Below are 11,437 nucleotides of genomic sequence, written 5' to 3' on the forward strand. Positions count from 1 at the left end.
CATGCTCGTCTCCATGGACGCCGAAGAACTCGCCGCGCGCTGGCGAGAGCGACTCGAATCCTGGGCGATTCCGGATGAGATCCTGGCCAAGGCCGTCGCGGACCCATGGAGTCATTCGCCGGAGAGGTTCGGCACCCGTACGGACCGTGCGCTGGCCGAGCCCGACGACGGCCCCACCATGACCCGGCTGTCGGAGGCGCTGCCCGACAACGGCACGCTGCTCGACGTGGGCTCGGGGCCCGGCGCGTCGTCGCTGCCGCTGCACGAGCGCATCGGCCACCTCTACGCCGTCGACACCTCCGCCGCCATGCTCGAGGGCCTGACGGTCAGGGCGGAGAAGCTGGGCGTGCCGGTCACCACGGTCGAGGGCCGCTGGCCAGACGTCGCGGAGCGGGTGCCGGTCGCCGACGCCACCATCTGCGCGCACGTCGTCTACAACGTCCCCGACCTGGCGCCCTTCCTGCGCGCGCTCGACGAGCACACCAAGGGACGGGTGGTGATCGAGCTGCCGCACCGCCACCCCATGAGCTGGATGGCCCCGCTGTGGCAGCATTTCCACGGCGTCGACCGGCCGGTGCGCCCCATCGCGGAGGACTGCGTGGCGCTGGCGGCGGCCATGGGCTTTCCCGTCCAGGTGGAGGAGCGGGAGTCCCCCCTGGAACGATTCACCTCCCTGGAGGAGCTGGCCCAGAGCGTCTGCCGACGGGTGTGCCTCGACCCGTCGCGGGCGGAGGAGGTCGCAGAGACGGTCCTCGAGCTGGGCATGTGGCCCCTGCCGCGGGACCGGTGGGTCACCATCTGGTGGGAATGATCGCACGCGGGGCCACGTTGCCCTGAGTGAGCCGACGAGGCTCCCGGACGAGACGCGCCGTACCCGGTACGCCAAGACGACGCACCCGAGTCAGTCATCGTCATCGAGGGAGCAGCCATCATGGCGTGGATCGTCCTGGTGCTGGCCGGCCTGTTCGAGGTCGCCATGGCCCTGTCGCTCAAGCTCAGCAACGGTTTCAGCAACCTGTGGTGGACGCTGTCGTTCGCCGTCACCGCCGTGCTGAGCTTCGGGCTGCTGTCGTACGCGCTGAAGAGCCTGGAAGTGGGCACCGCGTACGCCGTGTGGACCGGCGTCGGCGCGGCCGGCACGGCCATCCTCGGCATGATCGCCATGGGCGATCAGGTGTCACCGGCCCGGCTGATCTGCATCGCCCTGATCCTGGCGGGCGTCATCGGGCTGCGAACACTTGCTTGACGGCTTTGCTGGTGTCGGTATTGGGTGTCTCCATGATCGAGATTCATGCTGTCACCATCGACGCGGCCGAGCCGTACGAGATCGCGAGCTGGTGGAGCAAGGCCACCGGGCTGCCTCTGGGCGAGGGCGACAAGCCGGGTGACGACGAGGTGATGCTGCGCACGAAGCAAGGCCCGTACCTGCTGTTCATCAGGGTGCCCGAGGGCAAGACGGTGAAGAACCGGCTGCACCTCGACGTCAACGCCACCGAGGGCAGGACTCGTGACCAGGAGGTCGAGCGGCTGATCGAGCTGGGAGCGACCGTCTACCAGGATCTGCGCAATCCCGACGGCACCGGGTGGGTCACCATGCTCGACCCCGAGGGCAACGAGTTCTGCGTGTGCAGGTCACCGCAGGAGCAGGGAGTTCCGGGCTACTAGGGCGGGTCACCCACCCGATCGCGCGCGTCCCCGCAGGCAGAGCGTCGCGACGCCGGCGATGAGGTAGACGAGCAGGCCGTTCCACAGCGCGTCCCAGCCGGCGCCGAAGACCCCCTCGCCGTCCAGCACGAGCTGCACGGGGTAGTCGAGCACGGCCATGATGCCGGCGGGCAGGAGCGCGAACTTCCACGGGTGCCGCAGCGACCAGTGCCTGGCCTGCCGGGTGACCCGGTCGCCCTCCTCGGGCTTGGACACCGCGCCGATGGCGGCGACCAGCGAGAACAGGGCGATGCCGAGACCCAGCGCCCACGACAGGTCGCCGCCGTCGCCGATGACCGCGTCCCAGAGCAGGCCGACGGCGGCCACCGCGCCGCCGGTGATGGCGGCGGTCTTCCATGGCGCGCCGCGCAGCGCGGCGGCCGAGAGCGAGACCTCGTCTCGTCGAGTTATTTCGTTCATGTCAGCCATGCTGCCGTCCGTCCCCGCCGAAAGGCATCGGGGGCGGACCCTGAGCTGTCCCTGACATGATGGCGCCATGACGGACATTCGGCTTGTTCCCCTCGGGCCCGGCGACGAAGATCGGCTGCGCGACGTGCGGCTGCGCGCGCTGCGGGACGCGCCCGACGCGTTCGGTTCCTCGTACGCCAGGGAGGTCGAGTTCTCCCCGGAGAAGTGGACCGAGCGGCTGGCCGCCCCCGACGCCCGCTACTGGGTGGCCACATCCGGCGGCCAGGACGTCGGCCTGGTCTGCGTGCGGCTCGAAGACGAGGGCAGGCACGGCCACCTGCTGTCCATGTGGGTCGCCCCCGAGGCCAGGAGGCAGGGCGTGGCCTCCCGGCTGGTCGACACGGCCGTGGAGTGGGCCAGGAGCACCGGGGCCGAGGAGATGGGCCTGTGGGTCGTGGACACCAACCACGCCGCCCGCGCCCTGTACACCCGTAAGGGCTTCACCCCGAGCGGCAAGACCATGGCGCTGCCGTCCAACCCCTCGCTCATGGAGTCCCACCTGGTGATGTCGCTCATCTTCCGCCGGGCGCGCAAGGAGGACGTGCCCGCCATCGTGGCCATGCTGGCCGACGACCCGCTCGGCGCGCAGCGCGAGGGCGACCCCGGCGACGAGCGCTACCTCGCCGCCTTCGAGCGCATCGACGCCAACCCCTACGACGAGCTGATCGTGGCCGAGCGCGAGGGCAAGGTCGTGGGCACCATGCAGCTCACCTACCTCGCCGGGCTGTCCCGCCTGGGCGCCGAGCGCTGCCAGATCGAGGCCGTCAGGGTCGCCGCCGCGGAGCGCGGGCAGGGACTCGGCCGCAAGATGATCACCTGGGCCATCGACCGGGCCAGGGCACGCGGCTGCGCCCTCGTGCAGCTCACCTCCGACAAGACACGTACGGACGCGCACCGCTTCTACGCCTCGCTCGGCTTCACCGACTCCCATGTCGGCTACAAGCTCACGCTGGACTGATCTCCACCAGGTTGTCGTGGAAGGCCGCGCCGCGCCCCATGTCGGCGTCCCGCTCGGCCACGACGGCGTTGGGGTTGGCGCCGCCGGGGCTGAGCTTGGGCCAGCGGCCCTTCGCCGAGGCGACAACGCCGGCCGTCACCCGGTCGCTGATCTCCACGTCGGCCAGGAACTCGCCGCCGTCGTTGTACACGCGCACCCGCTGGCCGTCCTTCAGCCCCCGCGCCTCGGCGTCGGCCCGGTTGACCAGCACCACCGGGTCCTTGGCCCGCCGCCGCAGCTCCGGGTTGTTACCGAAGGTCGTGTTGAGGAACGTGTGCGAGGCCGGCGTCACCAGCCGCAGCCGGTACGGCGAGCCGTCCGCCGCGGCGGCCGTGTGCGGCGGCACGTACGCCTCGCCCTTCTTCGGGAAGCGCATCCGGCCCGACCGCGTCGGGAAGCCGTCGGCGAACGGCGTGAAGGGCTTGGGGTAGTTCATCCGCACCCAGCCCTCCTTGCGGAGCCTGTCGAGCGTGATGCCCTCAAGTGAGGGATGCCCGCTGTTCAGCAGCTGCTCGGCCAGCTCCAGGTCGGAGTCGTACAGCGACGGCTCGGTCATCCCCATGTGCGCCGCCAGCCGCCGGAACGTCTCCGTCGTCGACAGGCACTCGCCCGGCGGCTCCACCGCCTTCTCGTTCCACATCAGGTACATGTGCCCGTAGCCGGCGTGCAGGTCGTGGTGCTCGGTCTGCATCGTCGCGGGCAGCACGATGTCGGCGTAATCGACCGTGTCCGTGGGGAAGTGCTCCATGACGACCGTGAACAGGTCCTCGCGCATGAGGCGCCGCCTGATCGCGTTCGAGTCGGGGGAGGAGCCCACCGGATTGGCCGCGTACACCCACAGGCACTTCACCGACTCGTCGAGCTGCGAGGCCAGCTTCGTCATCACCAGCGTGCGCACCGGGCCCGGCAGCAGGTCCTCGCGGGTGTCGATGTTGAGGTGCACGTGATCGCTGGTCGAGAAGGCCATGCCGCCGCCCTGGTAGCGCCAGTCGCCGGTCACCGAGGGGATCGCCGAGATCGTCCGCAGCGCCGTGCCGCCGCCCTTGTGCCGCTGCAGCCCGTGCGTGGCGCGCAGCCCGGTCGGACGCGTGTGCGCCAGCCTCATCCCCAGCCTGTGGACGTCCCCGGCCGGGATGCCGGTGATCTCCGCCACCTTCTCGACCGGGTGGGCCAGGATCTCCTCGCGGAACTCCGCCCAGCCCTCGGTGTGGGCCTCCAGGTACGCGTCGTCCTGGGCGTTCTCGGCCAGCACGACGTTGAGCAGGCCGAGCGCCAGCGCCGCGTCCGTGCCCGGCCTGATCGGCAGCCACTCGTCCGCCTGGTCGGCCGTCCTGGTGCGGATGGGGTCGATGGCCACCACGTACGCGCCGTCCGCGCGCGCCTGCTGGATGAACTTCCACAGGTGGTGGCCGCTGGTCAGCGTGTTCGTGCCCCACAGCAGGATGAGCTTCGACTTCGCGAAGTCCTCGGGGTCCATGCCGGCCGCGGTGCCGTTCGTACGGCGCAGGCCGCTGTTACCCGCGCCCGAGCAGATGTTCAGCCAGTGCTTGGACGCGCCCAGCACGTTCCAGAACCGCCGGCCCGCCACGCCCTCGCAGCCCTGGAGGTAGCCGAGGGTGCCGGTGCCGAGATAAGGCCAGATGGCCTCGCCGCCGTGCTCGTCCACGATGGCGCGCAGCCGCGTGGCGATCTCGTCGAGCGCCTCGTCCCACGTGATCCGCTCGAACCGCCCGGAGCCCTTCGGCCCGACGCGCCGCAGCGGATGGAGGATGCGGTCGGCGGCGCGGGTCTGCTCGAGGTAACGGTTGACCTTCACGCACAGCGCGCCCCTGGTGTACGGCTGATCCGGGTTGCCGCGCAACGTGACGGCCTTGCCGTCCTCCACCCCGACCACCCACGAACAGGTATCCGGGCAGTCAAGCGGGCAGGCCCCCAATACTCTCAATGCACCCGACATGCGACACAGCCTATGTCGCCACGTGCACAGGAATCTAAAGGTGAACCGGGGGAAGGGCAGCGTGTAGCCTGCCCCCTGCGACGACTGCGGGGGGACGGTCGGGCACAGTGAAGGCCTCGAGATCGTACGGTCCGCCACGGGAAGGTGCAGAATCGCTGTCGGTGGCCGATATCAGGGAACGACATGACACGGAGGACCTCACGGAGGGGGATCCCGCCGTGGCCGAGTCACGCGCGGAAACCGACGTCTACGTCGTAGAACCGCTGCTGCCTCAGCGCCTGCGCCGCCCCTCCGACCTGCTGCGCTTCTTCGCCACGCTCATCGTGCTCGGCGCGGTCATCCTGCTCGCCCTCGTCGCCAAGCAGACGCTCATCGGCCTGGAGGCCGACGTCAAGGAGGGCGCCGAGCTGGTGCCGCTGCTCAGCAGGATCGCCGCCTTCCTCGGCGGCGCGGCCGTGCTCATCGTGCCCGTCGCCTTCGCGGTCGAACGCGTCTTCCACCGCGACGGCCTGCGCGTCGCCGAAGGGCTCATCGCCGCCATCGTCGGCATGGCCGGCTCGTTCCTGCTCGGCCAGTGGCTCGTCAGCGGCACCATGGAGGACCTGCGCGTGCTGCTCACCGGCGACCGGACGATCGAGCCGCTCAACACGCTGCTCACCTCCGTCGTCGCGTACGCCACCGCCGTCCGCATCTCCCGCCGCCCCACCTGGCGGATGCTGATGTGGACCACCGTCGCGCTCTACATCCTGGCCTTCTTCTCCGGCCGCCAGATCACCCTCCCGAGCGCCATCGTCACCGTGCTGGTCGGCATGGCCATCGGCTACGCCACCCTCTACGGCGTCGGCAGCCCCAACACCCGCCCGCCGGGCAGCGCCGTCGTGGCCGCCCTGCGCAAGCTGTCGTTCTCCCCGGTCTCCGCCCGCCGCGTCGAGGACGACCACCAGGGCAGCCGCCGCTACGCCGTCGGGCTCAAAGACGGCACCAGCCTCGACGTCACCGTCCTCGACCGCGACCGGCAGGTGGCCGGGCTGCCGTACCGGCTGTGGCGGCGCATCAGGCTCAACTCCGAGACCCGCCGCCGCGCCATCCGGTCGCTGCGCGCCGAGCTGGAACGCGAGGCCCTCATGGCGTACGCCGCCCAGGCCGCAGGTGCCAGCACCCCGCGCCTGCTCGGCACCAGCGAGATCGGCACCGAGGCCGCGCTGCTCGCCTACGAGCACATCGAGACCCGCCCGCTCGACGAGGTGCCCGACGAGGAGATCGACGACCAGCTACTCCACCAGATCTGGGAGCAGGTCGCGCTGCTGCAGATCCAGCGCCTCGCCCACCGCAGGCTCACCGGCGACAGCATCCACCTCGACACCGCCGGCCGCGTCGTGCTGACCGACGCCCGCAGCGGCGAGGTCGCCGCGGGGGACCTGCTGCTCAGGCTCGACATCGCCCAGCTGCTCACCTACCTCGCGCTGCGCGTCGGCCCCGAGCGCTCCGTGCGCGCCGCGGCCGACGTCATGGGCCCCGACGCCCTCGCCGCCGCCATGCCGCTGCTGCAGCAGATCGCGCTCACCAGGGAGACGCGCGCCGCGCTGGCCAAGGCCAAACACGTGCTGCCCGGCATCCGCGACCAGATCGTCGCGCTCAAGCCGCAGAGCAAGGTCGAGGAGATCCGCCTCGAACGCTTCCGCCCCCGCACGCTCATCACGATCATCGCCAGCACGATCGCCGCCTACATCGTGCTCTCCCAGCTCAGCCAGGTCGACGTCTACCACGTCGTCACCACGGCCAACTGGGCGTGGTCGGGCCTTGCGCTGGTGGCCTCGTTCATGAGCTTCGTGGCCGCCGCGCTCATGCTGCGCGGCTTCGTGCCCGAGCACCTGCCGCTGTGGCGCACGGTGCTCGTGCAGTTCGCGTCGTCGTTCGTCAAGCTCGTCGCGCCGGCCGCGGTGGGCGGCGTCGCGATCAACACCCGCTACCTGCAAAAGCGCGGCATCCACCCGGCCAGCGCGGTCGCCAGCGTGGGGGCATCGCAGCTCATCATGCTGGTCTTCCACATCGGGCTGCTCGCGCTGTTCGCCTACATCACCGGCTCCAGCACCGCCACCTCGTTCACGCCGTCGCGGGGGCTCGTGCTCGCGCTGCTCGGCGTCGCGGTGCTCGTCGTCGTCGTGCTCGGCGTGCCGCCGCTGCGCCGCCTGATCACCGGGCGGCTGAGCAAGCTGTTCTCGAACGTGCTGCCGCGCCTGCTCGACGTGCTCCAGTCGCCGCGCAAGATGATCGAGGCGGCCACCGGCACGCTCATGATCACCCTGATGTTCGTGCTCTGCCTCGACGCGTGCATCGCCGCGTTCGGCCACGACATCAGCTTCACCGCCGTGGCCGTCGTCTACCTCACCGCCAACGCCATCGGCTCGGCCGCGCCCACGCCGGGCGGTCTGGGCGCGGTCGAGCTGGCGCTGGTCGGCGGTCTCGTGCTGGCCGGGGTGCCGAAGGAGCTGGCCACCTCGGCGGTGCTGCTCTACCGGCTGCTCACGTTCTGGCTGCCGGTGCTGCCCGGCTGGGCCTCGTTCACCTACCTGCAGCGTCACGAGGCCCTCTGACCGCGCGCGCTCAGCTGCGGCGGCGGGACTCGGTGATCTTGTCGATCGCCGCCAGCTCGTCCTGCGTGAACGCGGGCCCGTCCACGCACGCCACGTTGTCCTCCAGCTGCTTGACGCTGCTCGCCCCGATCAGCACGCTCGTCACCCGCGAGTCGCGCAGCGTCCACGACAGCGCCATCTGCGCCAGCGTCTGGCCCCGCGTCTTCGCGATCTCGTTGAGGTCACGGGCCAGGTCGCGGTCGATCTGGTCCTCGCTCAGGAACCGGCTGGTCGCCGCCCGCGAGTCGGCCGGCACGCCGTCGAGGTAGCGGTCGGTCAGCAGGCCCTGCGCCAGCGGGGAGTAGACGATGCAGCCCATGCCCGCCTCCTCCAGCGTGTCCAGCAGCCCGTCCTCGATCCACCGGTTGATCATCGAGTACGACGGCTGGTGGATGAGCAGCGGCGTGCCCAGCTCGCGCATGATCCGCGCGGCCTGCGCCGTCTGCTCGGCCGAGTAGTTGGAGATGCCCGCGTACAGCGCCTTGCCCGAGCGCACCGCGTGGTCGAGCGCGCCCATGGTCTCCTCCAGGGGCGTCTCCGGGTCGGGACGGTGACTGTAGAAGATGTCCACGTAGTCCAGGCCCATGCGCTTGAGCGACTGGTCCAGACTGGCCAGCACGTACTTGCGCGAGCCCCACTCGCCGTACGGTCCGGGCCACATGTCGAAGCCCGCCTTGGTCGAGATGATCAGCTCGTCCCGGTACGGCAGGAAGTCCTCGCGCAGGATCCGCCCGAAGTTGCTCTCCGCCGACCCGTACGGGACCCCGTAGTTGTTGGCCAGGTCGAAGTGCGTCACCCCGAGGTCGAACGCCCGCCGCAGGATCGCCCGCGAGTTCTCGATCGGCCGGTTGTCGCCGAAGTTGTGCCACAGACCCAGCGACACCGCCGGCAGCTTCAGCCCGCTGCGCCCGCTGCGGTTGTACGGCTGCCGGTCATAGCGCCGCTCGTCGGCCTGATACGTCATGACGTGCCTTTCTCAATGATCCAGGACAGCGCGAACGCCTCTTCACGCCAGGCGTCGTACCGTCCGCTGCGCCCGCCGTGCCCCGCGCCCATCTCCGTCTTCAGCAGGAACGGCCCGCCCTTCGCCGTGGCGCGCAGCTTCGCGATCCACTTCGCCGGCTCGTGGTAGAGCACGCGGGTGTCGTTCAGGCTGGTGATCGCCAGAATCGGCGGGTACGGCCTGCCGTCCACGTTCTCGTACGGCGAGTAGCTCTTCATGTACCGGTAGACCTCGGGGTCGTGGAGCGGGTCGCCCCACTCGTCCCATTCGATCACAGTCAGCGGGAGCGACGGATCGAGGATGGTGTTGAGCGCGTCCACGAACGGCACCTCGGCCACCACGCCCGCGAACTCCTCGGGGGCCAGGTTCGTCGCCGCGCCCATCAGCAGGCCGCCCGCCGAGCCGCCACGCGCCACGATCTTGCTGCTCAGGCCGGCCGCCTTCATGTGCCTGGCCACCGCCACGAAGTCGGTGAACGTGTTGCGCTTGCGGGTCAGCTTGCCCTGCTCGTACCAGCTCCTGCCCATCTCGCCGCCGCCGCGCACGTGGGCGATCGCGAAGATGAACCCCCGGTCGAGCAGCGACAGCCGGGGCACGGAGAAGCTCGGGTCGATCGAGGTCTCGTAGCTGCCGTAGCCGTACAGGACGGTGGGGGCGGGCGTGGCCGCGTCCTTGCGCTTGACGAGCGAGATGGGGATCTTGGTGCCGTCCTCGGCCGTGGCCCACTCGCGGGCCTGCTCGTAGTCGGCCGGGTCGTAGCCGCCGAGCACCGGGCGCTGCTTGAGCAGGATCAGCTCGTGAGAGTCGAGGTCGTAGTCGTAGACGCTCGGCGGCGTCACCATGCTCGTGTACGCAAGGCGCAGCCGCCGCGTCGTGAACTGCGGGTTGCCGGCCGGGCCGACGTCGTACAGCGGCTCGGGGAAGTCGATCTCGTACGCGTTGCGCACGGCCGCCTCCACCCGCTCGCGCCAGCTCGCGTCGTCCGCCGCGTTGTCAGCCGCGTCGTCCGTCGGGTAGGGCAGGATCCGCAGCCCCGTCAGTCCCTCGCGGCGGAAGTGCACCACCGCGTGGTCGGAGAACGCGTCGATCTCCAGCAGCCTGGTGTCGGACCGGTGGGGGATGAGCGGCGTCCACACGCCCGGGTCGTCGAGGGGCGCGGTGGCCAGCTCGAAGTTCTCGGCGTTCTCGTTGTGCAGGATGTAGAAGAAGTCGCCGGCGTGCTCGACGCCGTACTCCACGCCGGTCTGCCGGGGCCTGACGACCGTGAACTCGCCGCCCGGGTCGCTCGCGTCGAGGATCCGCACCTCGCTGGTGATCTTGCTGCCCGCGCCGAGCACGAGGTACTTCTCGCTGCGGGTCAGTCCGATGCCCACCCAGAAGCGCTCGTCGTCCTCCTGGTAGACGAGCACGTCGTCCTGGGTGCCCAGGGTGTGGCGGTAGACCTGGTACGGGCGCCAGGCGTCGTCGACCCGGGTGTAGAAGAACGCCGACGCGTCGGCCGCCCAGGCGCCGCCGTAGAAGATGTCGGTGATCTCGTCGGGCAGGATCTCGCCCGTCTCAAGGTTCTTGAACCTGAGCGTGAAGCGCTCGTCGCCCTTGTAGTCGGTCGAGAACGCGAGCATCTTGCCGTCGGGGGAGACCGAGCTGGTGCCGATCGAGAAGAACTCGCTGTCGCCGGCCAGCTCGTTGCCGTCGAGGATCACCTGCTCCTGGTCGAGCCGCTCGCCGGGGGTGATCTGCGGCGGCGTCTCGCCGTCGGCGGGGACTCGGCAGGAGATCGCGTACTGCTTGCCCTCCTCCGTACGTGTGAAGTACCACCACGCGCCCTTGCGGCTGGGCACCGACAGGTCGGTCTCCTGGGTGCGGCTCTTGATCTCCTGGAACACCTGCTCCTGAAGATCCGACAGGTGAGCGGTCTCCTGCTTGAGGAATTCGTTCTCCGCCTCCAGATAGGCGGTGGTGTCGGGATCGTCCTTGTTGCTCAGCCAGGCGTACTCGTCGATGACGGTGTCGCCGTGATGGGTGCGCTCCGTAGGGATCTTCTTCGCCACTGGCGGCGTGTTGCTGCTCACGTGGGGAGTCTATGTTCGGTTGTGATCGTTCTGTTGCCGGAGATGCCGGAGAACGGGCTCGAGCGGTGGAGAGCCGCTGCTAATCTTTAAGAGCCGACGCGGTTCGGCACAACCCACTTCCTTCACTTCGGTGACGTAGGTGTGGTGTGCCCGGTATCGCCGGTAATCCCCTGTGACGCGCTGGTTCGGAGATCGATTCGCGGATCGGTCGAAGGGCTGGTAAGTTAGAGGGGTTGTCTCCGAAAGGGGATGCGGCTTAATTCTTGGCAAGTCGTTCGGGTCGGGTCAATTTGACAGGGCTCGGGGCGGCTGAAAAGATTAAGTCACAACAAAACGAACGGAGTGAACGCCTCCGCCGCCGGGATCGCGGAAGTGGTTTCGGTCGGGGATGTACGCGTCCGTTTCTTGAGAACTCAACAGTGTGCTAAAAGCCAGTGCATGATGCATTACCCCGTCATGTTTCCATGACGTGGATTCCTTTTAGTTGACACCCTTGATCGGGTGTCGGCTGGGATTGTTTTCCAGACATTGTTTGGAGAGTTTGATCCTGGCTCAGGACGAACGCTGGCGGCGTGCTTAACACATGCAAGTCGAGCGGAAAGG

9 protein-coding genes, 1 rRNA gene, 1 pseudogene and 1 riboswitch are annotated in these 11,437 nt (G+C 69.3%); of the genes and pseudogenes, 7 read left to right on the top strand and 4 right to left on the bottom strand.

Going from position 1 to position 11,437, the window contains the following annotated elements; genetic code table 11:
- Positions 1 to 13 precede the first annotated feature (13 nt).
- The 3 genes from ACGFIM_RS20780 (at position 14) to ACGFIM_RS20790 (ending at position 1,665) form a co-directional block, all read left to right on the top strand.
- Positions 14 to 811 carry a class I SAM-dependent methyltransferase gene (locus ACGFIM_RS20780; RefSeq protein WP_393202526.1) on the top strand — a complete coding sequence of 266 codons (798 nt, stop codon included), beginning with the start codon at positions 14 to 16 and terminating at the stop codon, positions 809 to 811.
- A gap of 23 nt (positions 812 to 834) precedes the next feature.
- Positions 835 to 897: riboswitch (guanidine-III (ykkC-III) riboswitch) on the top strand.
- 34 nt (positions 898 to 931) lie between these two features.
- On the top strand, positions 932 to 1,246 hold the full coding sequence (locus ACGFIM_RS20785) for a multidrug efflux SMR transporter (RefSeq protein WP_364063305.1): 315 nt from the start codon (positions 932 to 934) through the stop codon (positions 1,244 to 1,246).
- A gap of 32 nt (positions 1,247 to 1,278) precedes the next feature.
- The gene (locus ACGFIM_RS20790) at positions 1,279 to 1,665 is read left to right on the top strand and encodes a VOC family protein (RefSeq protein ID WP_393202528.1); all 387 of its coding nucleotides are present in this window, start codon (positions 1,279 to 1,281) and stop codon (positions 1,663 to 1,665) included.
- Positions 1,666 to 1,671: 6 nt separating this feature from the next.
- On the opposite strand, the gene ACGFIM_RS20795 is transcribed toward ACGFIM_RS20790, so the two are convergent.
- Positions 1,672 to 2,133 carry a hypothetical protein gene (locus ACGFIM_RS20795; protein WP_393202530.1) on the bottom strand — a complete coding sequence of 154 codons (462 nt, stop codon included), beginning with the start codon at positions 2,131 to 2,133 and terminating at the stop codon, positions 1,672 to 1,674.
- 67 nt (positions 2,134 to 2,200) lie between these two features.
- On the opposite strand from ACGFIM_RS20795, the pseudogene ACGFIM_RS20800 reads away from it, so the two are divergent.
- Positions 2,201 to 2,617: pseudogene (locus ACGFIM_RS20800) on the top strand (GNAT family N-acetyltransferase); the annotation flags it as partial.
- A 60-nt stretch (positions 2,618 to 2,677) separates the two neighbouring features.
- Entirely contained in the window at positions 2,678 to 3,130 is a 453-nt protein-coding gene (locus ACGFIM_RS20805) for a GNAT family N-acetyltransferase (RefSeq protein ID WP_393202601.1), read from the top strand.
- On the opposite strand, the gene ACGFIM_RS20810 is transcribed toward ACGFIM_RS20805, so the two are convergent.
- Positions 3,117 to 5,126 (bottom strand): molybdopterin-dependent oxidoreductase, encoded by a 2,010-nt coding sequence (locus ACGFIM_RS20810; protein ID WP_393202532.1) that lies wholly within the window; start codon positions 5,124 to 5,126, stop codon positions 3,117 to 3,119. The genes ACGFIM_RS20805 and ACGFIM_RS20810 overlap by 14 nt on opposite strands.
- Positions 5,127 to 5,344: 218 nt before the next feature.
- Between ACGFIM_RS20810 and ACGFIM_RS20815 the strand changes: the two genes are divergently transcribed.
- On the top strand, positions 5,345 to 7,720 hold the full coding sequence (locus ACGFIM_RS20815) for a YbhN family protein (protein ID WP_393202534.1): 2,376 nt from the start codon (positions 5,345 to 5,347) through the stop codon (positions 7,718 to 7,720).
- A 10-nt stretch (positions 7,721 to 7,730) separates the two neighbouring features.
- Here ACGFIM_RS20815 and mgrA read toward each other — a convergent pair whose 3' ends face one another.
- Together mgrA and ACGFIM_RS20825 are read right to left on the bottom strand one after the other, a co-directional pair.
- The gene (mgrA, locus tag ACGFIM_RS20820; RefSeq protein WP_393202536.1) at positions 7,731 to 8,723 is read right to left on the bottom strand and encodes an L-glyceraldehyde 3-phosphate reductase; all 993 of its coding nucleotides are present in this window, start codon (positions 8,721 to 8,723) and stop codon (positions 7,731 to 7,733) included.
- A complete protein-coding gene (locus ACGFIM_RS20825) occupies positions 8,720 to 10,834 on the bottom strand; it encodes a S9 family peptidase (RefSeq protein ID WP_393202538.1) in 2,115 nt (704 codons plus the stop codon). Before ACGFIM_RS20825 ends, mgrA begins: the two co-directional genes overlap by 4 nt.
- Positions 10,835 to 11,363: 529 nt before the next feature.
- Between ACGFIM_RS20825 and ACGFIM_RS20830 the strand changes: the two genes are divergently transcribed.
- Positions 11,364 to 11,437: ribosomal RNA gene (locus ACGFIM_RS20830) — 16S ribosomal RNA — on the top strand; the annotation flags it as partial.

This window comes from Nonomuraea sp. NPDC049309 (genome assembly GCF_043196965.1).
Lineage (GTDB): Bacteria > Actinomycetota > Actinomycetes > Streptosporangiales > Streptosporangiaceae > Nonomuraea > Nonomuraea fastidiosa.

Bases quoted from the DNA above. Each gene is read 5' to 3' on its own strand.
- mgrA (WP_393202536.1), bottom strand. From the start codon at position 8,723: ATGACGTATCAGGCCGACGAGCGGCGCTATGACCGGCAGCCGTACAAC.
- ACGFIM_RS20790 (WP_393202528.1), top strand. From the start codon at position 1,279: ATGATCGAGATTCATGCTGTCACCATCGACGCGGCCGAGCCGTACGAG.
- ACGFIM_RS20810 (WP_393202532.1), bottom strand. From the start codon at position 5,126: ATGTCGGGTGCATTGAGAGTATTGGGGGCCTGCCCGCTTGACTGCCCG.
- ACGFIM_RS20780 (WP_393202526.1), top strand. From the start codon at position 14: ATGGACGCCGAAGAACTCGCCGCGCGCTGGCGAGAGCGACTCGAATCC.
- ACGFIM_RS20805 (WP_393202601.1), top strand. From the start codon at position 2,678: ATGTCGCTCATCTTCCGCCGGGCGCGCAAGGAGGACGTGCCCGCCATC.
- ACGFIM_RS20795 (WP_393202530.1), bottom strand. From the start codon at position 2,133: ATGGCTGACATGAACGAAATAACTCGACGAGACGAGGTCTCGCTCTCG.
- ACGFIM_RS20785 (WP_364063305.1), top strand. From the start codon at position 932: ATGGCGTGGATCGTCCTGGTGCTGGCCGGCCTGTTCGAGGTCGCCATG.